The 19,111-nt window shown below is 70.2% G+C and carries 21 protein-coding genes; 12 read left to right on the forward strand and 9 right to left on the reverse strand.

Annotated elements, in window-relative coordinates; genetic code table 11:
- Positions 1–6 precede the first annotated feature (6 nt).
- The 3 genes from ABII15_RS12925 (at position 7) to ABII15_RS12935 (ending at position 4,991) form a co-directional block, all read left to right on the forward strand.
- Positions 7–3,303, forward strand: a complete 3,297-nt coding sequence (locus tag ABII15_RS12925; protein ID WP_353942455.1) for a tetratricopeptide repeat protein — start codon at positions 7–9, stop codon at positions 3,301–3,303.
- Positions 3,304–3,365: 62 nt separating this feature from the next.
- Entirely contained in the window at positions 3,366–4,376 is a 1,011-nt protein-coding gene (locus ABII15_RS12930) for an aldo/keto reductase (protein WP_353942456.1), read from the forward strand.
- 24 nt (positions 4,377–4,400) lie between these two features.
- Positions 4,401–4,991 carry a TetR family transcriptional regulator gene (locus tag ABII15_RS12935; RefSeq protein ID WP_353942457.1) on the forward strand — a complete coding sequence of 197 codons (591 nt, stop codon included), beginning with the start codon at positions 4,401–4,403 and terminating at the stop codon, positions 4,989–4,991.
- A 6-nt stretch (positions 4,992–4,997) separates the two neighbouring features.
- Here ABII15_RS12935 and ABII15_RS12940 read toward each other — a convergent pair whose 3' ends face one another.
- Positions 4,998–5,210 (reverse strand): hypothetical protein, encoded by a 213-nt coding sequence (locus ABII15_RS12940; RefSeq protein WP_353942458.1) that lies wholly within the window; start codon positions 5,208–5,210, stop codon positions 4,998–5,000.
- 74 nt (positions 5,211–5,284) lie between these two features.
- Positions 5,285–6,667, reverse strand: a complete 1,383-nt coding sequence (locus ABII15_RS12945; protein ID WP_353942459.1) for a glycine--tRNA ligase — start codon at positions 6,665–6,667, stop codon at positions 5,285–5,287.
- 188 nt (positions 6,668–6,855) lie between these two features.
- On the opposite strand from ABII15_RS12945, the gene ABII15_RS12950 reads away from it, so the two are divergent.
- From ABII15_RS12950 to ABII15_RS12965, 4 genes are all read left to right on the forward strand, one after another.
- The gene (locus ABII15_RS12950; protein WP_353942460.1) at positions 6,856–7,833 is read left to right on the forward strand and encodes a metal ABC transporter substrate-binding protein; all 978 of its coding nucleotides are present in this window, start codon (positions 6,856–6,858) and stop codon (positions 7,831–7,833) included.
- A gap of 35 nt (positions 7,834–7,868) precedes the next feature.
- Positions 7,869–8,642, forward strand: coding sequence for a metal ABC transporter ATP-binding protein (locus ABII15_RS12955; protein ID WP_353947044.1), 774 nt, complete (start codon positions 7,869–7,871; stop codon positions 8,640–8,642).
- Between the two features lies 1 nt (position 8,643).
- Positions 8,644–9,540, forward strand: coding sequence for a metal ABC transporter permease (locus ABII15_RS12960; protein ID WP_353942461.1), 897 nt, complete (start codon positions 8,644–8,646; stop codon positions 9,538–9,540).
- A gap of 67 nt (positions 9,541–9,607) precedes the next feature.
- Entirely contained in the window at positions 9,608–10,009 is a 402-nt protein-coding gene (locus ABII15_RS12965) for a transcriptional repressor (RefSeq protein ID WP_353942462.1), read from the forward strand.
- 115 nt (positions 10,010–10,124) lie between these two features.
- Here ABII15_RS12965 and ABII15_RS12970 read toward each other — a convergent pair whose 3' ends face one another.
- Together ABII15_RS12970 and recO are read right to left on the reverse strand one after the other, a co-directional pair.
- Positions 10,125–10,958, reverse strand: a complete 834-nt coding sequence (locus ABII15_RS12970) for an isoprenyl transferase (protein ID WP_353942463.1) — start codon at positions 10,956–10,958, stop codon at positions 10,125–10,127.
- A gap of 28 nt (positions 10,959–10,986) precedes the next feature.
- Entirely contained in the window at positions 10,987–11,736 is a 750-nt protein-coding gene (gene recO, locus ABII15_RS12975; RefSeq protein WP_353942464.1) for a DNA repair protein RecO, read from the reverse strand.
- A 75-nt stretch (positions 11,737–11,811) separates the two neighbouring features.
- On the opposite strand from recO, the gene ABII15_RS12980 reads away from it, so the two are divergent.
- A complete protein-coding gene (locus tag ABII15_RS12980) occupies positions 11,812–12,375 on the forward strand; it encodes a cysteine hydrolase (protein ID WP_353942465.1) in 564 nt (187 codons plus the stop codon).
- Between the two features lie 127 nt (positions 12,376–12,502).
- On the opposite strand, the gene ABII15_RS12985 is transcribed toward ABII15_RS12980, so the two are convergent.
- The gene (locus ABII15_RS12985; protein WP_353942466.1) at positions 12,503–12,718 is read right to left on the reverse strand and encodes a hypothetical protein; all 216 of its coding nucleotides are present in this window, start codon (positions 12,716–12,718) and stop codon (positions 12,503–12,505) included.
- Positions 12,715–12,957, reverse strand: a complete 243-nt coding sequence (locus ABII15_RS12990) for a hypothetical protein (protein WP_353942467.1) — start codon at positions 12,955–12,957, stop codon at positions 12,715–12,717. Before ABII15_RS12990 ends, ABII15_RS12985 begins: the two co-directional genes overlap by 4 nt.
- 115 nt (positions 12,958–13,072) lie before the next feature.
- Here ABII15_RS12990 and ABII15_RS12995 point away from each other — a divergent pair, with 115 nt between their 5' ends.
- Positions 13,073–13,906 carry a helix-turn-helix transcriptional regulator gene (locus ABII15_RS12995; protein WP_353942468.1) on the forward strand — a complete coding sequence of 278 codons (834 nt, stop codon included), beginning with the start codon at positions 13,073–13,075 and terminating at the stop codon, positions 13,904–13,906.
- A complete protein-coding gene (locus ABII15_RS13000) occupies positions 13,888–14,160 on the forward strand; it encodes a DUF397 domain-containing protein (protein WP_353942469.1) in 273 nt (90 codons plus the stop codon). The genes ABII15_RS12995 and ABII15_RS13000 overlap by 19 nt, the downstream gene beginning before the upstream one ends.
- Here the strand turns inward: ABII15_RS13000 and ABII15_RS13005 are convergent.
- The 3 genes from ABII15_RS13005 to leuA all read right to left on the reverse strand — a co-directional run bounded on the left by ABII15_RS13005 (position 14,157) and on the right by leuA (position 17,341).
- Positions 14,157–14,702 (reverse strand): cysteine hydrolase family protein, encoded by a 546-nt coding sequence (locus ABII15_RS13005; protein WP_353942470.1) that lies wholly within the window; start codon positions 14,700–14,702, stop codon positions 14,157–14,159. The genes ABII15_RS13000 and ABII15_RS13005 overlap by 4 nt on opposite strands.
- A 30-nt stretch (positions 14,703–14,732) precedes the next feature.
- Positions 14,733–15,431 (reverse strand): TerB family tellurite resistance protein, encoded by a 699-nt coding sequence (locus ABII15_RS13010; protein ID WP_353942471.1) that lies wholly within the window; start codon positions 15,429–15,431, stop codon positions 14,733–14,735.
- Between the two features lie 188 nt (positions 15,432–15,619).
- Positions 15,620–17,341: a 2-isopropylmalate synthase gene (gene leuA / locus ABII15_RS13015; RefSeq protein WP_353942472.1), complete on the reverse strand. Its 1,722-nt coding sequence runs from the start codon at positions 17,339–17,341 to the stop codon at positions 15,620–15,622.
- A 290-nt stretch (positions 17,342–17,631) separates the two neighbouring features.
- On the opposite strand from leuA, the gene ABII15_RS13020 reads away from it, so the two are divergent.
- The gene (locus ABII15_RS13020; protein WP_353942473.1) at positions 17,632–18,726 is read left to right on the forward strand and encodes a M4 family metallopeptidase; all 1,095 of its coding nucleotides are present in this window, start codon (positions 17,632–17,634) and stop codon (positions 18,724–18,726) included.
- Between the two features lie 80 nt (positions 18,727–18,806).
- The gene (locus ABII15_RS13025; protein WP_353942474.1) at positions 18,807–19,073 is read left to right on the forward strand and encodes a protealysin inhibitor emfourin; all 267 of its coding nucleotides are present in this window, start codon (positions 18,807–18,809) and stop codon (positions 19,071–19,073) included.
- Positions 19,074–19,111: the final 38 nt, after the last annotated feature.

A 19,111-nucleotide genomic window follows, 5' to 3' on the forward strand; every position in this document is an offset into this window, starting at 1 on the left:
GAACGAGTGCCTTCGCGGCAGGAGTTGATACGACGGCGGCGGCGCACCGGCCTGATCGGGCGCCAGGGCGAACAGGCCGTGTTCCGGGAGGCTCTCCAGCAGCCGCCGGGCGAGGCGAGCCAGTTCCTGTTCCACATCCACGGTCCGGCGGGGGTCGGCAAGTCCACGCTCGTACGCCAGTTGGAGGCCGCCGCCCGCGACGCCGGTGCGCTCACCGCGTACCTGGACGAGTCGACCGCCGACGTGGTGGAGGCCCTGGAGTCGGTCAACGCCCAGTTCTCCCAGCGCGGCGTCGACCTCAAGGGGTTCGGCAAGACGCTCAGCACCTACCGGCAGCGGCGCCACGAGGCCGGCGCGAGCGCGGAACCGGCCGCCACGACGCTGGAGTCGGGCGGCACGGGCCCCGGCATCCCCGCGCAGGGTCCGTCCCCCTCCAGCGTGATCGGTTCCCAGCTCGCCCTCGCCGGGCTGGGCACCATCCCCGGCGTCGGTCCCTTCACCAGCGTGCTCGACCCGAATCAGGTGGCGGCGGGCGCCGACCGGTTCAAGGCGCTGCTGAGCGCCCGGCTGCGCAACCACGAGGACGTCGAGCTGGTCACCGCGCCGCTCCAGGTGCTCACGCCGGTCTTTCTGCGCGGTCTGACGGACGCCGCGGAGCGCCACCGTTGGGTGGTCCTCTTCTTCGACACGTACGAGCACACCGGCCCGATGCTGGACACCTGGCTGCGGGACGTCCTGGTCAGCGACCGGTACGGTCCGCTCCCCGCCAATGTCCTGGTCGTCCTCGCCGGGCAGTCGCGGCTCGACCCGCCGTGCTGGGGCGACTGGCTCGACCTCGTCACGGATCTGCCGCTCGCCGTGTTCACCGAGACCGAGGCACGCCAGCTGCTCACCGAGAAGGGCGTCACCGACGAGAAGGTCATCGAGGTCGTCCTGGGCCTGTCGGGCGGGCTCCCCGTGCTCGTCTCGATGCTGGCCGAGGGCCGTCCGTCCAGCGTCGCGGAGGTGGGCGACCCGAGCGGCACCGCGGTCGAACGGTTCCTGAAGTGGGAGACCAACTCCGTGCGGCGGGCCGCGGCCCTGGCCTGCGCGCTGCCCCTGGAGATCGACGAGGACACCTACCGGTCCGTCGTCGACGAGGAGGCCAAGGAGGAGTTCCCCTGGCTGCGCTCGCGCCCCTTCTTCATCCACCGGGCCGGACGCGGCCAGTACCACGACGTCGTACGGTCCTCGATGCTGCGGCTCCAGCGGCAGCAGTCGCCGTCGCGCTGGGCGGAGCAGCACGGCCGCCTGGCGGAGGTGTTCCGGCAGCGGCGGGTACGGCTGGGCCTGGAGGACGGCCCGGTGTTCGAGCGGTGGAAGGACGACCAGTGGCGTTCCTTCCGGCTGCACGAGACGTACCACAGGCTGTGCGCCGCGCCACGGACCGCTCTGCCGGACGCGCTGCGCGAGCTGCTCGACGCCCAGGACCACCACGGCACGACCCTGCGGCGCTGGGTGCAGAATCTGGTCCAGGCGGGCCAGGACGCCGACGCGGCCGCCGTGCGGGAGTGGGGCAGGGACCTGCTCGCCGCGCTGGAGGAGCCGCTCCCCGGAGTCGCCGCGCTGACGCTGCTGCTGTCCCGCGCCGACCTCGATTCCCGGGGGCGGTGCCTGGCGTATCTGCTGCGCAGCCTGGCGCACCTGTCGCACAACGACATCGACCAGGCACTGGCCGACTGCACGACAGCCATCGAGACCGAGCCTCTTCCCCGGGCGTTCCGCTTCCGTGGGGAGACCTACCGTCGCGCCGGCAGGCTCGACGAGGCCCTGGCCGACCTGGACCAGGCCATCGAGCGAGAACCGGACGTCGTGTGGGCCCTGCGCAGCCGGGGCCAGACCCAGCGGGTCATGGGCCGGTACGAGGGGGCGCTGGCCGACTTCGACCGCGCCGTCGCTCTGGACCCGTCCGGCATGCACTTCGCGCAGCGAGCGGAGACGCTCCGCCGCGCCGACCGGCTCGAGCAGGCCCTGGCCGACTACAACCGAGCCCTCGCCCTGGACCAGGGCATCGTGTGGGCCTGGGAGTACCGCGGCCTGACGCTCCTGCACCTGAAGCGGTACGAAGAGGCGCTGAGCGACTTCGACCACGCGCTCGCGGCCAGCCCCGACCACGCCTGGAACGTCACGGTCCGCGCTGAGACGCGTCGCCGTATGGGGCTGTTCGACGGGGCGCTGGCGGATCTGGACCACGCGCTGGAGATCGATCCCGTCAACGCCTGGGCTCTCGCGGTGCGCGGCAAGACGCACCAGAGCATGGAACGTCTCGACGAGGCTCTGGCCGAGTTCGACCGCGCCCTCGCGCTCGACGCCGACTATGTCTGGGCCCTCTCCCAGCGGGGCCAGACGTTCGGCCTTCTGGACAGACATGAGGAGGCTCTGGCCGACTTCGGCCGCGCCCTGGCGCTGAGACCGGATGACGCCTGGGCCCTCGGTCAGCGGGGCAAGTCGCTCAGGGGCCTCGGCAGGCTTCCGGAGTCGCTGGCCGATCTGGACCGCGCTCTCGCGCTGGAGCCCGACAATGCCTGGATACTCCGGGAGCGCGGCCTCACCCGACAGGACCTGGGCCGCGACGACGAGGCCCTGACGGACTACGACCACGCCATCGCCCTCGAACCCGACCACGCCTGGACGCTCCGGCAGCGCGGCTTCGTCCGGCAGGACCTGGGCCGCGACGACGAGGCCCTGACGGACTACGACCACGCCGTCGCCCTCGAACCCGACCACGCCTGGACGCTCCGGCAGCGCGGCCGCGCGAGGCGTCTCGTCCAGCGCTACGACGAGGCTCTGGCGGACCTCGACCGCGCCGTCGCCCTCGACCCGGCGTCCACGTCGGCCATCGCCAACCGAGGCCTGGTCCACCGCGTGTCCGGCCGCCACGAGGAAGCCCTGGCCGACTACGACCGCGCTCTCGCCCTCGACCCCGAGGACGGGTGGGTCTTCTATGAGAAGGCCGTCGCCCTGTTCGCCCTGGGCCGCCCCGAGTACGAGGACTGCCTGCGCCGCGCCGTCGAACTCTGCTCGGCCGCCCCGGCCGAGGGCGAGGCGCCGTCGGTGCCCGACACGGGGAACCTCGTCCTGGCGCACTGTCTGGCGACGCGGTGGACCGAGGCGGACGAGTTCCTGACCGTGTTCCTCGGCCTCGGCCCCACACCGGGCGACCGCCGCGAGCTCTCCACGGTCCTGGAGACCCTGCGCCCCGTCGTCCCCGGGAGCGACGACCACCTGACGGCGCTGCGCCGACGCCTGGAGGACGACCACTGACACCCCACAAGTAACAGATGACAGAAATTGAAATCTGTCACCTGTCATGTCACTCTGAAGGCATGAACCTTCCCACGCGAACCCTCGGTACCACCGGCCCCCGCACCGCCGCCGTCGGCCTCGGCTGCATGGGCATGTCCGCGCTGTACGGCGAGAGCGACCGGGCGGAGTCCGTCGCCACGATCCACGCCGCGCTCGACGCGGGCGTGACGCTGCTGGACACGGGCGACTTCTACGCCATGGGGCACAACGAGATGCTGATCGGCGAGGCCCTGCGCTCGGCGCCCGCCGCGGCCCGGGCCAATGCGCTGACCAGCGTGAAGTTCGGCGCGCTGCGCGACCCGGACGGCGGCTGGTCGGGGTACGACGGGCGGCCCGAGGCGGTGCGCAACTTCGTCGCGTACTCGCTCCAGCGGCTCGGCGTCGACCACATCGACGTCTACCGGATCGCCCGGCTCGACCCGGACGTGCCGATCGAGGAGACGGTCGGCGCCATCGCCGAGCTGGTCGAGAAGGGTCATGTGCGGCACATCGGGCTGAGCGAGGTCGGCGCGGAGACCATCCGCCGGGCCGCCGCCACCGCCCCGATCTCGGACCTCCAGATCGAGTACTCACTGATCTCGCGCGGCATCGAGGACACGATCCTGCCGACCACCCGTGAGCTGGGCATCGGCATCACCGCGTACGGCGTGCTCTCGCGCGGCCTGATCTCCGGGCACTACACCCGCGACCGGCAGCTCGCCCCGGGCGACTTCCGCTCCTTCTCGCCGCGCTTCCAGGGGGAGAACCTGGACCACAACCTGAACCTGGTGGACCGGCTCCGCAAGATCGCCGACGAGAAGGGCGTCAGCGTCGCGCAGACCGCGATCGCCTGGGTGCTCAGCCGCGGCGAGGACATCGTGCCGCTGATCGGCGCCCGCAGCCGGACCCGGCTGACCGAGGCGCTGGGCGCGCTCGACGTGACGCTGGACGAGGCCGACCTCGCCGCGATCGAGGAGGCCGTACCCGCGGGCGCCGCCGCCGGCGACCGGTACGCGGCGGCACAGATGGCCGCCCTCGACAGCGAGCGCTGACCGCGGCCCGGTACCGTCGACGCCATGGCACCGACCACCGAGACCCTGACCCCCGAGCGCATCCTCGCCGCGACCGAGGAGGTGCTGCGCCGCCACGGCGCGGCGAAGGCGACGGTGGTCGACGTGGCCCGCGCGCTCGGGGTCAGCCACGGCTCGGTGTACCGCCACTTCCGTACGAAGGCCGAGCTGCGCGGCGCGGTGACCAAGCGCTGGCTGGACCGGACCACCGGCGTCCTGTCGGCGGTCGCGGACGGCGACGAGCCGCCCGCGGCCAAGCTCCGGCACTGGCTGTCGGCCCTCTTCGACGCCAAGCGGCACAAGGCGGGCGACGACCCGGAGCTGTTCGCGACGTACACGGTCCTGACGACGGAGAACAGCGAGGTGGTCGACGCCCACATCGCCGAACTCCTCGGCCAGCTCACCGGAATCCTCCAAGAGGGCGTGGCCCGGGGCGAGTTCGAGGCACCGGACACCACGGCGACGGTCCGCGCGATCTTCGAGGCGACCGCCCACTTCCACGACCCGGTGCACGCCCAGGAGTGGACCCGCCCGGACGCGACGGCGGCGTTCGACGCGGTGGTGGACCTGGTGATGCGGGGCATCGAGACCCGCTAGGGCCGCTCAGTCGCCGCCCGCCGTCGGATCCACCGTCGCCTGATGCGCCTGCTCCAGATGTTCCTCGGCCTTGAGCCACGGCAGGAACTGCGCCGTTCGCCGCCAGCCGCACGTCTCGCACGTCAACTGGCGCTGCATACCCGCCTTTTCGACCCGCACGACATGTCCGCGCCCGTGCTGGTCCCAGCGGCTGACCCTGCTGCTCGTCATGTGAGGCACACGCCGCAGTGTGCAGCAAAAAGCCCCGGCCCACCGCCGAAACGGCGGGCCGGGGCGCACGTCACATGCCTGGGTCAGCAGCCGACCAGGCGGGCGGCCAGGTAGCCCTCGATCTGGTCGAGGGAGACGCGCTCCTGCTTCATGGTGTCGCGCTCGCGCACCGTCACCGCGTTGTCCTCGAGGGTGTCGAAGTCGACGGTGACGCAGAACGGCGTGCCGATCTCGTCCTGCCGGCGGTAGCGGCGGCCGATGGCACCGGCGTCGTCGAAGTCGATGTTCCAGTTCTGGCGCAGCGCGGCGGCCAGACCCTTCGCCTTCGGGGACAGCTCGGGGTTGCGGGACAGCGGGAGCACCGCGACCTTCACCGGGGCGATGCGGTGGTCGAAGCGCATGACCGTGCGCTTCTCCATCTTGCCCTTGGCGTTCGGGGCCTCGTCCTCGAAGTAGGAGTCGAGCATGAACGCCAGCATCGTGCGGCCGACACCGGCCGCGGGCTCGATGACGTACGGCGTGTAGCGCTCGCCCTTCTCCTGGTCGAAGTAGGAGAGGTCCTGGCCGGAGGCCTTGGAGTGCGCGGACAGGTCGTAGTCCGTGCGGTTGGCGACGCCCTCCAGCTCGCCCCACTCGCTGCCGCCGAAGCGGAAGCGGTACTCGATGTCAGCGGTGCGCTTCGAGTAGTGGGAGAGCTTCTCCTTCGGGTGCTCGAACCACCGCATGTTCTCCTCGCGCAGGCCCAGGCCGGTGTACCAGTTCCACCGCTCCTGCATCCAGTACTCCTGCCACTTCTCGTCCTCGCCCGGCTTGACGAAGAATTCCATCTCCATCTGCTCGAACTCACGGGTGCGGAAGATGAAGTTGCCGGGCGTGATCTCGTTGCGGAACGACTTGCCCATCTGGGCGATGCCGAACGGCGGCTTGCGGCGCGAAGTCGTCTGCACCTGCGAGAAGTTGGTGAAGATGCCCTGCGCGGTCTCGGGGCGCAGATAGGCGATCGAGCCGCTGTCCTGCGTCGGGCCGAGGTGCGTGGCGAGCAGGCCGGAGAACTGCTTGGGCTCGGTGAAGGCGCCCTTGGTGCCGCAGTTGGGGCAGTTGATGTCCGCCAGGCCGTTCTCGGGGAGGCGGCCCTTCTTCTCCTCGTACGCCTCTTCCAGGTGGTCCGCGCGGTAACGCTTGTGGCACGCGGTGCACTCGGTCAGCGGGTCGGAGAACGTGGCGACGTGGCCCGACGCCTGCCATACCTCGGTCGCCAGGATCACGGAGGAGTCGATACCGACGACGTCCTCGCGCGCGGTGACCATGTAGCGCCACCACTGGCGCTTGAGGTTCTCCTTCAGCTCCACACCCAGCGGCCCGTAGTCCCAGGCGGCGCGCTGGCCGCCGTAGATCTCGCTGCAGGGGTAGACGAAGCCACGGCGCTTGCTGAGGCTGACGATGGTTTCGATCTTGTCGGCGGCCACGGTGCTCTCTTCATTACGACGACGGTGAGCGCGCTGGATACGCGCTCCGGGAGCGAATGCCTCAGGTTACCGGCGGGCCCACCTCCCGAACCAAATCGGTTCCTGGTCACAGAGCGGGACCGAGCGGGACGAAGGTCTCGCGAAGAGCTTGTTGACAATCGTTTCCACTTTTGTTGAAAATGACTGTCATGAACGTACGCCGCTCTCCGCGTCCCGCCCGCCGCCTCATATCCACCACCGCCGTCGCCGGCACCACGGTGCTCGGCCTCGCCCTGCTCTCCGCCTGCTCGTCCTCGACAGCGGCGGACGGCAAGAGCGGCGGCAAGCTGGACGTCGTCGCGTCGTTCTATCCCATGCAGTACCTCGCCGAGCAGATCGGCGGGGACCACGTCGCGGTCACCAATCTGACCGAGCCGGGCCAGGAGCCCCACGACCTGGAGGTCAGCGCCAAGCAGCGCGGCCAGCTCGAAGAGGCCGACGTCGCCGTCTACCTCAAGGGCCTCCAGCCCTCCGTCGACGAGGCGATCAGCCAGTCCGGCATCGGCACCAAGGTCGACGCCACCTCCCTGACCGACCTGGAGAAGCACGGCAACGAGGTCGGCGGGCACGCGGACGAGCACGACCACGACCACGGCTCCGAAGAGGGCACCGACCCGCACATCTGGCTCGACCCGGTGAAGTACGCCGAGGTCGCCGAGGGCGTCGGCAAGGCCCTGGAGAAGGCCGACCCGGACCACGCGGCCCAGTACAAGAAGAACACCGCGGCCCTGGTCGACAAGCTCGACGGGCTGAACAAGAAGTACGCGGACGGGCTGAAGAACACCGACAGCAAGGTCTTCATCACCACCCACGCCGCCTTCGGCTACCTCGCCGAGCGCTACGGCCTCACCGAGGAGGCCATCAGCGGCCTCGACCCGGAGAGCGAGCCCAGCGCCGCCCGCGTCAAGGACCTCCAGAAGATGGCGAAGGCCGACGGCGTCACCACCGTCTTCTACGAGACGCTCGTCAGCGACAGGACCGCGAAGACCCTCGCGGGTGACACCGGGCTGAAGACCGCCGTGCTCGACCCGATCGAGGGCATCACCGACAAGTCCCGGGGTGACGACTACATCGCGGTCATGGAGTCGAACCTGGCCGCGCTCCAGAAGGCGCTCGGCACCAAGTGACCCCCGGACCGACCGACCCGAAGGGCGACGCCACCATGGCGGACACGAACGAACCCGTGATCACCCTGCGCAAGGTGACGGCCGAGCTGGGCTCGCGCCCCGTGCTGCGCGGCATCGACCTCACCGTCCGCCGCGGCGAGGTCGTCGCCCTGCTCGGCGCGAACGGCTCCGGCAAGTCGACCGCCGTGCGCAGCATCATCGGCCAGGTGCCGGTCACCGGCGGCGCGATCGAGCTGTTCGGCACGCCCCGTGGCCGCTTCAGGGACTGGGCGCGCGTCGGTTACGTCCCCCAGCGCACGACGGCCGCGGGCGGCGTGCCCGCGACGGTGACCGAGGTCGTCTCCTCGGGGCGGCTGTCCCGCGCCCGGTTCGGCATCCTGCGCCGGGCCGACCGGGAGGCGGTGACCCGCGCCCTGGAGTCGGTGGGCATGGCCGACCGCGCCAAGGACTCCGTCGACGCCCTGTCCGGCGGCCAGCACCAGCGCGTCCTCATCGCCCGCGCGCTGGCCGCCCAGCCGGAACTGCTGATCATGGACGAGCCGATGGCGGGCGTCGACCTGGCCAGCCAGGAGGTGCTGGCCGCGACGCTGCGCGAGCAGGTCGCCGCGGGCACGACCGTGCTGCTCGTGCTGCACGAACTCGGCCCGCTGGAGCCGCTGATCGACCGGGCCGTCGTCCTGCGCGACGGCTGCGTCCGGCACGACGGGCCGCCCCCGAAGGCCGTCGGCCAGCACGCGCTGCCCGGCCACGACCACGTCCACCCGCACTCCGCCGAGGCGGAGCCCGTACGCACCGGACTGCTGAGCTGACATGGAATTCCTCGACTTCGCCTTCATGCAGCGGGCGCTGCTGGCCGCCGTCCTCATCGGCATCACCGCGCCCGCCATCGGCATCTACCTCGTCCAGCGCCGCCAGGCCCTGATGGGCGACGGCATCGGTCACGTGGCGATGACCGGTGTCGGCCTCGGCTTCCTGCTGTCCACGTCGCCGGTGTGGATGGCCATGGCGGTCTCCGTGCTCGGCGCGCTGATCATGGAGCTGATCCGCTGGTACGGCAAGACGCGCGGCGACATCGCGCTCGCCATGCTCTTCTACGGCGGCATGGCGGGCGGCGTCATGCTGATCAACCTCTCGCCGGGCGGCTCGACGGCCAACCTCAGCTCGTACCTCTTCGGCTCGCTGGCGACGGTCTCCCCGGCCGACATCACGGCGATCTGCTGGCTCGCCGCGTTCGTGGTCCTGGTGACGGTCGGGCTGCGCCGGCAGCTCTTCGCGGTCAGCCAGGACGAGGAGTTCGCGCGGGTCACGGGCCTGCCGGTGCGCGCCCTGAACCTGCTGATCGCGGTCACCGCCGCGGTGACGGTGACCGTCGCCATGCGCGTCGTGGGTCTGCTGCTGGTCTCGGCCCTGATGGTGGTGCCGGTCGCGGCGGCGCAGCAGCTGACCCGCAGTTTCCGGGCGACGTTCGTCGGCGCGGTGGCGATCGGTGTCGTGGTGACCCTGAGCGGCACCGTCACCTCGTACTACCAGGACGTGCCGCCCGGCGCGACGATCGTGCTCCTGACCATCGCCGTCTTCATCGTGCTGACCCTGCTGGCCACGCCGCTCGCCCGGCGCCGGGCGAGGGCCGTCGCCGCCCCGGCCGGCGACCCGGCCGCCTGCCCGATCCCGGAGCAGCAGGCCCCGTCCCCTTCCCTTCATGGCTGACCCGGCCACCGCGCCGCCTGGCACAATGGCGGCCGTACGAAGGTGGCAGGGATGTGAGGAGGAACCCGTGGCAGCCCCGGTTCGAGGCAGGTCGACCCGCCAGCGCGCGGCAGTTGCGGCGGCGCTCGACGAGGTGGACGAGTTCCGCAGCGCACAGGAACTGCACGACGTGCTCAAACACAAGGGCGACTCGGTCGGTCTGACCACGGTCTACCGCACGCTCCAGTCCCTCGCCGACGCCGGCGAGGTCGACGTGCTGCGCACCTCGGAGGGCGAGGCCGTGTACCGGCGGTGCTCCTCGGGTGACCACCATCACCATCTGGTCTGCCGGGTGTGCGGCAAGGCCGTGGAGGTCGAGGGGCCCGCGGTGGAGAAGTGGGCGGAGGCGATCGCCGCCGAGCACGGGTATGTGAACGTGGCGCACACGGTGGAGATCTTCGGCACCTGCGCGGAGTGCTCCGCGGGTTGACCGGATCTCGGGTCTCGTCTTCGTCTGCCGCCCGGTGGGGCGTCTCGCGCAGTTCCCCGCGCCCCTGAAACGAGCTTCGCTCGTCCAGGGGCGCGACCCGCCCCCGCCGGAGGGCCTAGCCCTCCGACTCCAGCTGGAGAAGGACCTCGTTGGGCGTGGCGCCGCCGAAGCGGCGGTCTCGCGACGCGTACTCCACGCATGCGCGCCACAGGTCACGCCGGTCGAAGTCCGGCCACAGAACGTCCTGGAAGACCATCTCGGCGTAGGCGCTCTGCCACAGCAGATAGTTGGACGTGCGCTGCTCACCGCTGGGCCGCAGGAACAGGTCGACGTCCGGCATGTCCGCGTAGTACAGGTACTTCGCGAACGTCTTCTCGCTGACCTTGGACGGGTCGAGCCGGCCGGCCTTGACGTCCTCGGCGAGCGCCTGCGCGGCGTCGGCGATCTCGGCACGCCCGCCGTAGTTCATGCAGAAGTACAGGGTCAGCTTGTCGTTGTCCTTGGTCTGCTCCTGGGAGATCTCCAGCTCCTTGGCGACCGACTTCCACAGCTTGGGCATCCGCCCGACCCACCGCACCCGCACACCCAGCTCGTCGAGCTGGTCGCGGGTCTTGCGGATGAAGTCGCGGTTGAAGTTCATGAGGAACTTCACCTCGTCCGGCGAGCGCTTCCAGTTCTCGGTCGAGAACGCGTACAGCGAGATGGCGCCGACGCCCATCTCGATGGCGCCCTGGAGAACGTCGAGGACCCGCTCGGCGCCGACCTTGTGCCCCTCGGTGCGCGGCAGCCCGCGCTCCTTGGCCCAGCGGCCGTTGCCGTCCATCACGATGGCGACGTGCTCGGGAACCAGCTCGCCGGGGATCTTCGGCGGCCGCGCGCCCGACGGGTGCGGTTGCGGTACGACGTACTCGCGTCGTGACGACCGGCCGAGAATTCCGCGACGTGCCATGGTGGTGGGCCTCTCCCCTAGCTCAGCTCTAGCTTTTCTCTACGTAGCGCAGCGAGCGCAGTCCGCGCTCCAGGTGCCAGTGCAGGTACGCCGACACCAGACCGCTGCCCTCCCGCGCGAACCGCGCCTCGCACGTGTCCGCCGTCTCCCAGTCTCCGGTGAGCAGCGCACCGAGCAGGACGAGGGCCTGCGGTGAGGGTACGACGCTGCCCGGTACCCGGCAGTCGATGCAAACCGAGCCGCCCGCGCCGACGGAGAAGAAACGGTTGGGACCGGGCATTCCGCACTTCGCGCAGTCGCCGAAGGTGGGCGCGTAGCCGTTGACGGCGAGGGAACGCAGCAGGAAGGCGTCCAGGATGAGGTGCGGCTCGTGCTCACCGCGCGACAGCGTGCGCAGGGCGCCGACCAGGAGCAGGTACTGCTGGACGGCCGGCTCGCCCTCGTGGTCGGTGAACCGTTCCGCCGTCTCCAGCATGGCGGTGCCGGCGGTGTACCGGGCGTAGTCCGTCACGATCCCGCCGCCGTACGGAGCGATCGTCTCGCTCTGCGTGCACAGCGGGAGCCCGCGGCCGACCAGCTCACTGTTCCGCGCGAAAAACTGCACGTCGACATGGGAGAAGGGTTCGAGCCGCGCCCCGAACTTCGACTTGGTGCGGCGCACGCCGCGGGCGACGGCGCGTACGCGTCCGTGACCGCGTGTGAGGAGGGTGATGATGCGGTCCGCTTCGCCCAGCTTCTGGGTGCGCAGCACGATGCCGTCGTCGCGGAACAGACTCATGGCACTCATTCTCCCTCACCCCCGCCCCTTCCTGTGAGACTGGCCGGGGTTCCCGACGAGGATGGGGTGGCGAGCATGGCGGGCAGCGCACTTCTGGTGATGGACGTCCAACGGGACGTCGTGGCCCTCGCCGACGACGGTTCGGGTTATGTGCCGCGCCTGCGCTCGGCGATCGACGGCGCCCGGGCCGCGGGCATCCCCGTGATCTACGTGGTCCTCGGGCTGCGGCCGGGAGACCCTCTGGTCAGCCCCCGCAACAAGGTGATGGGGAACGTCGTGCGGGCCGGGCTGTTCACCGAGGGCGCCCCCGGCACCGAGATCCATCCCGGCATCGCGCCTCAGGAGGGCGACGTCGTGGTCACCAAGCGGCGCGGGAGCGCGTTCTCGGGCAGCGACCTCGACCTCGTCCTCAGGTCCCGCGACATCGACCGGCTCGTGCTGGCGGGCATCGCCACCAGCGCCGTGGTGATGTCCACGCTGTGGAGCGCCATCGATCTCGACTTCGGCCTCACCGTCCTGGCGGACGGCTGCCTCGACACCGACCCGGAGGTGCACCGGTTCCTCATCGAGAGGCTGTTCCCGCAGTGGGCGGATGTCGTCACCGTGGCCGGCTGGCTGGAGGCCGTCGCGCCGGCGTGACGGGAATGGGCGGGCGGCTGCCCTGCCAGGCCGCCGCCCGCCCCACCACCTTGCGCGGCCCGACAGGGGGGCGTAGGGGCCGCGCACTCTCCGTGTGCCCGCCGACCGGGCTCGCATGCCTGCCCCGTCAGGGCACCTCGCCCCGGCTCCTCCGGTTCGCGTACGCCGTCGCGGCGCTCAGCCGCTCCGTCGTCGTCGCCTCCCGCAGCACGTCCGGCGGACAGTCCCACTCCCGACCGCCCCCGAAGGGCCGCAACTGCACGTACGGCCCTTCGTGCCCCATCACCATGCCGACCTGACCCGTGCTCGTGTCGACGGCGTAGGAGCCGATCGGGGGTTTCATACGGTGGTGCTCCTGTCGTCCTGGGCTGACCTGAGCACGGCGGTCAGGCGCGCCGCCGCGTCAACCGAACAACGCCCCAATTCCACCAGGGGACACGGGGCAGTTCGCGCGATTGACCCCTGGTCGACCCCCAGCGACGGCAGCACAATTCCCGCCCCGGCTAGCGCCGATCGCAATCCGTTCACCGTTTCTTCCGCCTCCTCCACACACAGCGCGGCGTGGTTCGTCCGTCCCGTCACCTGGCTCCCCTGCCTGATTCGATTTCACGCTTCGTGCCTCAACGGTGACGCTTCGGATCTACAGTGGGGAGGGGTCTGTGCACTACAAGTGCGAGGCAGAGCTGGGGGGTTGGCGGTGGCCAATGGTTCGCGACAGGCGGCGTGGGAGTTCTTCGGGCAGGAACTGAAGCGCCGGAGAGAGGACGCCGGGCTCACTCAAGTAGAGCTGGGCATAAGGGTTTTCGTCTCCGGTGGATACATCGGCCAATTCGAACAGGCCATTCGCAAGCCGCAGCTGGATGTAGCCCAGAGGATCGACGACGTCCTGCAATCCGACGGTATTTTCGAGCGGATGTGGCGGAGCCTGATCGACGACCACCGGTACGCGGAGTACTTCGCAGCGGCGGCGGAGCTTGAGGCGACGGCGACCGAGATCTGTGAGTTCGCGCCCGCGCTGGTTCCGGGCCTTTTACAGACGGCGGCGTACGCACGGGAGATCACGCTCTCCATGAACCGGTTCGCCGAGGACCAGTACATCGAGGAGAAGGTCTCCGGCCGACTGGAGCGCGCGCAGATCCTTCAGGGCGCTACTCGCCCCGTGTATTGGGTGATCATGCACGAGAACGTGCTGCGCATCCCGGTCGGTGGCCCCGCAGTGATGGCCCAGCAACTGGAACACATCGTGGCGCTGGCGCAGCGCCGAGTCGTCGTGATCCAAGTACTGCCGTACGCGGCAGGGGCGTACGCCCTCATGAACGGCATGTTGGTGCTGATGCAGTTCGAGGACGCCCCGCCAACGGCCTATACAGAAGCCGTGTATTCGGGGAATCTGCTCGACGATCCAGCCGTGGTGCACCGCTCACGGGCGGCTTACGATCAGCTAAGGGCCGCCGCCTTGTCGCCGGAGGTGTCCCTGACACTGGTCGAATCGGCGGCGGAGGACTACAGACGATGCGCGAGTACGACCTGAGCACCGCAAGCTGGCGCAAGAGCACCTTCAGCGACGGCAACGGCGGGAGCTGCGTCGAGGTCGCCCACGACTTCGTCGGCGCCGCGCGCTGGCGCAAGTCCACCTACAGCGGCGGCGATGGCGGCGAGTCCTGCGTCGAGGTCGCCGACAACATTCCCGGTGTCGTGCCCGTCCGGGACTCCAAGGTGGCCGGCGGCGATGTCGTCGTCATCGGCGCCGAGGCCTGGCAGGCGTTCGTCGCGCGGCTCGGCTAGGCGGGGCCGAAGTCGACCCGGTCCGCCGGAAGCACCCGTACCCGGCGGTCCGGGAAGTCGATGTGCCGGTAGATCTCGTTGTGATGCGCGATCGACTGCTCCGCCGGAACGAAGTCCGAGACCGCCGGGCGGACAGACGTCGTGTGCCCGTCCGCGACGAGGACGAGGTCGAAGCCCCGGCTGAGCGCCTGACGCGCGGTGGTCTCCACGCAGTTCTCGGTGGCGAACCCGGTGATCAGCACCTCGGTGACGCCGAGGGAGCCCAGCACCGTGGCGAGGTCGGTGCGCAGGAAGGCGTCCGATGTCGTCTTGGCGATCAGGGGCTCGCCCGGCGCCGGGTCGAGTTCGGGGACGATGCGCCAGCCGTCCGTACCGGGTTCGAGGCCGCCGCCGTGGTGCTGGATCGTGACGACGGGAACCCCGGCCGCCCGCGCCCGGGTGCGCAGGTCCGCGATGACGGCGACGGTGGCGGCGGGCCGGTGCATGATCGGCAGCAGGGCGTTCTGCATGTCGATGACGAGGAGCGCGGGAGCGTGCGGCATGCGGGCCAGCTTAGGGCGCCCCGCAAGCCCTCAGCTGGGCGTCCGGGCGGCGGCCACGAGCAACTGCCCCACCTCGTCGGAGCACATGGTGAGCGCGGCGCCCACGGTGCCGAGGACATCACGCTCGGCGGACGAGTACGGGCCGTCGGCCAGCGCGATGCGGGCGCCCTGGAGCAGAATCGATTCCCGCCCGGCGGGAGCCAGATGCTGGGCCAGCGGGTCGAGCGCCTCGTGCAGCTCGATGGCGAGGGACGCGCCGGGCCCGGCGTGCTCGGGCATCCGCCCGGCGTCGGTCACCAGCGCCTCCACGAGCGCCGCGAGCCGCACCTCGGAGGCGTCCTCGAACCCGGCGCCGCGCAGCACGCCCACGGCGCACTCCAGGGACGTACGGGAGGCGGCCCCGCCCACGGCGAGGACGGCGAGGACGACGGTGTGCACGGCGTCGCGCAGCATCGCGGAGAAACGATGCGTCGTCGGATGGTCGAGGGCCTCGGTGCCGAACCGCTCCTGACAGGCAGCGCACTCCACCACGGGCCCGGTCTCGCCGCGCGGCAGCACCGGCACGCCGAGCACGAGGAAACGGCGGCGGCCCGTGCGCCGCTGATAGTTGCGGTCGCCGCCGCAGCCCGGGCAGAAGAACTCCCCGTCGCCCACGGTCGTCCATGTGGTGTGCACGCCCAGGACTCGCGAGACCCCGGCCCGTCGCCCCAGTTCCCTGTTCGGCAGCACGTCGCACACCTCCGTAACGGCGCCGCAACATCGCGGCGTTGGCGTGATGTTAGCCACATTGGTGAGGCGGCGTCAGCACCTTGGTCACGCCCAGGTCACGGAGATCTTGTGACCATGGCCGAGATACGCCCCGGCCCCGTACACCACGAACAGGTGTACGGGGCCGGGAAAGTGCAGCTCAGCCGGGCTCAGCGGCTCGCGCGGTTGACGGCGGAGACGACGGCCTTCAGCGAGGCACGCGTCGTATTCGCGTCGATGCCGATCCCCCACAGAACCTTGTCGCCGATGGCGACCTCGATGTACGAGGCGGCGACGGCGGAGGCGCCCTCGCTCATCGTGTGCTCCTGGTAGTCCAGCAGCCGGGCGTCGACGTCGATGCCCTGGAGGGCGTCGAAGAACGCGGAGATCGGACCGTTGCCCGTGCCGACCAGGACCTGCTCGGCGCCGTCGACCTCGGCCTCGACGGTCAGCCTGTCGACGCCGTCGGTGTCGGTCGTGGTCTGGCCGGCCTTGACCTGGATGCGGCCCCACGGGTTGACGGGGTTCGGCAGGTACTCGTCCTGGAAGACGTTCCAGATGTCCTTCGGGGTGACCTCGCCGCCCTCGGCGTCCGTCTTCGTCTGGATGACCTTCGAGAACTCGACCTGCATGCGGCGCGGCAGGTCCAGCTTGTGGTCGTTCTTCAGGACGTAGGCGATACCGCCCTTGCCGGACTGCGAGTTGACCCGGATCACGGCCTCGTAGGAGCGGCCGACGTCCTTCGGGTCGATCGGCAGGTACGGGACGGCCCACTCGATGTCGTCGACGGTGACGCCCTTGGCCTTCGCGTCGGCCTCCATGGCGTCGAAGCCCTTCTTGATGGCGTCCTGGTGGGAGCCGGAGAAGGACGTGTAGACCAGGTCGCCCACGTACGGATGGCGCGGGTGGACCTCCATCTGGTTGCAGTACTCCCACGTGCGACGGATCTCGTCGATGTCGGAGAAGTCGATCTGCGGGTCGACGCCCTGCGAGAACAGGTTCATGCCCAGGGTGACCAGGTCGACGTTGCCGGTGCGCTCGCCCTGGCCGAACAGGCAGCCCTCGACGCGGTCGCCGCCGGCCATGACGGCCAGCTCGGCGGCGGCCACGGCGGTGCCGCGGTCGTTGTGCGGGTGGATCGACAGGCAGACGTACTCGCGGCGCGACAGGTTGCGGCTCATCCACTCGAAGCGGTCCGCGTGCGTGGACGGCGTCGAACGCTCCACCGTGGCGGGCAGGTTGAGGATGATCTCGCGGTCCGGGCCCGGCTGGTAGACGTCCATGACGGCCTCGCAGACCTCCAGGGCGAAGTCCAGCTCGGTGTCGGTGAAGATCTCGGGGCTGTACTGGTAGCCGAAGACCGTCTCGGGGCCCAGCAGCTTCTCCGCGTACTCCATCACCAGGCGCGTGCCGTCGACGGCGATCTGCTTGATGTCGTCCTTCGAGCCGCGGAAGACCACGCGGCGGAAGACGGGCGCCGTGGCGTTGTACAGGTGGACCGTGGCGCGCTTGGCGCCCTTCAGGGACTCCACCGTGCGCTCGATCAGGTCCTCGCGGGCCTGGGTCAGTACGGAGATCGTCACGTCGTCCGGGATGGCGCCCGGCTCTTCGATGATCGAACGTACGAAGTCGAAGTCGGTCTGCCCGGACGCCGGGAAACCGACCTCGATCTCCTTGTAGCCCATCTTGACCAGCTGGTCGAACATCCGGCGCTTGCGCTCGGGCGACATCGGGTCGATCAGTGCCTGGTTGCCGTCACGCAGGTCCGTGGAGAGCCAGCGGGGGGCCTTGGTGATCCGCTGGTCGGGCCAGGTGCGGTCCGGGATGTCCACCTGGTCGTACTGGCCGTACTTGCGGATCGGCATGCTGCTCGGCTGCTGGTGGTTCGGCATGATGCGTGGGGCTCCTCAGAGGTGGCCGGTTCAGTCGGCCGACGGCGCAACGCCAAACTCCGCGGGGAGGGGGTCGGCCTCGACTACAGGCCCTCGCCGCGGCAGCTAAGGAGAAGCAGCCCGAAACGCATGATGCACCGCACCTTAGTCGAGTCGCGCCGGACGCGAGAACCCGTATCAGTATGCGGGACCGGGCGAAGGTAACGGGTAAGAGGTGATCGATCCCTCTATTTCACTAATCATGGCTCCAGGTAGTGACAGCGGCATGACCCAGTGCCACATTGCGTCGCATGACCGCCAACCCCACCACGGGGAACCCGACCGGGTTCGAGCCCGTGTTCTGCACCATCGTGCCGCCGCACATCCTCGACAAGGCCGCCCGGTCCGGGGACCCCGAGATCGCCTCCCGGGCCCGCAGGTCCCTGGAGCGCGACTCCCTCGAGCGCACCCGCCGCCGGATGACCACCGTCATCGGCGCCCGTGCCGCCGCCCCCTCGTACGCCGACGCCGGAGCGGAGCGCACATCGCACCGGACCATCTACGACGCCCGCCACACGACGACACTGCCGGGCCACAAGGTGCGCGGCGAGGGCGACGACCCCGGCCAGGACGCGACCGTCAACCGCGCGTACGCGGGCCTGGGCGCGACCTTCGAGCTGTACCTGGAGAAGTTCTCCCGCTACTCCATCGACGGCGAAGGCCTGCCGCTGAACGCGACGGTCCACTACGACGAGGACTACAACAACGCCTTCTGGAACGGCGAGCAGATGGTGTTCGGCGACGGTGACGGCGAGATCTTCCTCGACTTCACCCTCCCCGTCGACGTCATCGGCCACGAGCTGACCCACGGCGTCACGCAGTACACGGCGAACCTGGCCTACTACGACCAGTCGGGCGCGCTCAACGAGTCCGTCTCGGACGTCTTCGGCTCGCTCATCAAGCAGTACTCGCTGGGCCAGACCGCCGCCGAGGCCGACTGGCTGATCGGCGCCGGGCTGCTCGCGCCGCGCGTCACCGGTGTGGCCCTGCGCTCCATGAAGGCGCCGGGCACGGCCTACGACGACGATGTGCTCGGCAAGGACCCGCAGCCCGCCGACATGGACCACTACGTGCACACCAGTCAGGACAACGGCGGGGTGCACATCAACTCGGGCATCCCCAACCACGCCTTCTACATCCTGGCCGACGCGCTCGGCGGGCACGCGTGGGAGCGGGCCGGGCGGATCTGGTTCGACACGCTCACCGGCGGTCAGCTGAAGCCGGACTGCAAGTTCGCCGACTTCGCCCGCGCGACGGCCAAGTCCGCCAAGGACCGCTACGGCGCCGCCGAGGAGTACCAGGCCGTACTGAAGTGCTGGGAACAGGTGGGGGTGCCCGCGCAGTAGCCCGACAGGTCCGTCGTTCGTCCGCGCCCCGGCGCTCGAAGAACTCCCCGCCGGGGCGCGGAGAGGAGTAGACAGGGGACATGCGTATCCACGTCGCCCGCACCGGCGGCTTCGCCGGCATCTCCCGGCACGCGGAGATCGACACCGCGGGCCGCGCCGACTCCCACGAATGGCACGACCTGGCGGAGAAGGCACTGGCCGCCGGCCGGAGCACCCCACCCGTGGGGGTGCCGGACGGTTTCAGCTACACCATCACCGTGGACGGCCGCACCGTGTACTGCGCGGACCCCCGGCTCACCGAGGACCAGCGCAGACTGATCAGCCGCGTACTCAAAGAAGGGGCGTAACTTCCGCCGCTGTCACGGGCGTTGACTTCCTACCCACC

This window comes from Streptomyces sp. HUAS MG91, assembly GCF_040529335.1.
Taxonomy (GTDB): domain Bacteria; phylum Actinomycetota; class Actinomycetes; order Streptomycetales; family Streptomycetaceae; genus Streptomyces; species Streptomyces tabacisoli.

What these genes read in the sequence shown, in the direction of transcription:
- ABII15_RS12980 (WP_353942465.1), top strand. Translation starts at nt 11,812, where the DNA reads ATGGCGGGCAGCGCACTTCTGGTGATGGACGTCCAACGGGACGTCGTG.
- ABII15_RS13000 (WP_353942469.1), top strand. Translation starts at nt 13,888, where the DNA reads ATGCGCGAGTACGACCTGAGCACCGCAAGCTGGCGCAAGAGCACCTTC.
- recO (WP_353942464.1), bottom strand. Translation starts at nt 11,736, where the DNA reads ATGAGTCTGTTCCGCGACGACGGCATCGTGCTGCGCACCCAGAAGCTG.
- ABII15_RS12935 (WP_353942457.1), top strand. Translation starts at nt 4,401, where the DNA reads ATGGCACCGACCACCGAGACCCTGACCCCCGAGCGCATCCTCGCCGCG.
- ABII15_RS13005 (WP_353942470.1), bottom strand. Translation starts at nt 14,702, where the DNA reads ATGCCGCACGCTCCCGCGCTCCTCGTCATCGACATGCAGAACGCCCTG.
- leuA (WP_353942472.1), bottom strand. Translation starts at nt 17,341, where the DNA reads ATGCCGAACCACCAGCAGCCGAGCAGCATGCCGATCCGCAAGTACGGC.
- ABII15_RS13025 (WP_353942474.1), top strand. Translation starts at nt 18,807, where the DNA reads ATGCGTATCCACGTCGCCCGCACCGGCGGCTTCGCCGGCATCTCCCGG.
- ABII15_RS12960 (WP_353942461.1), top strand. Translation starts at nt 8,644, where the DNA reads ATGGAATTCCTCGACTTCGCCTTCATGCAGCGGGCGCTGCTGGCCGCC.
- ABII15_RS12955 (WP_353947044.1), top strand. Translation starts at nt 7,869, where the DNA reads ATGGCGGACACGAACGAACCCGTGATCACCCTGCGCAAGGTGACGGCC.
- ABII15_RS12930 (WP_353942456.1), top strand. Translation starts at nt 3,366, where the DNA reads ATGAACCTTCCCACGCGAACCCTCGGTACCACCGGCCCCCGCACCGCC.
- ABII15_RS13020 (WP_353942473.1), top strand. Translation starts at nt 17,632, where the DNA reads ATGACCGCCAACCCCACCACGGGGAACCCGACCGGGTTCGAGCCCGTG.
- ABII15_RS12970 (WP_353942463.1), bottom strand. Translation starts at nt 10,958, where the DNA reads ATGGCACGTCGCGGAATTCTCGGCCGGTCGTCACGACGCGAGTACGTC.
- ABII15_RS12950 (WP_353942460.1), top strand. Translation starts at nt 6,856, where the DNA reads ATGAACGTACGCCGCTCTCCGCGTCCCGCCCGCCGCCTCATATCCACC.
- ABII15_RS12985 (WP_353942466.1), bottom strand. Translation starts at nt 12,718, where the DNA reads ATGAAACCCCCGATCGGCTCCTACGCCGTCGACACGAGCACGGGTCAG.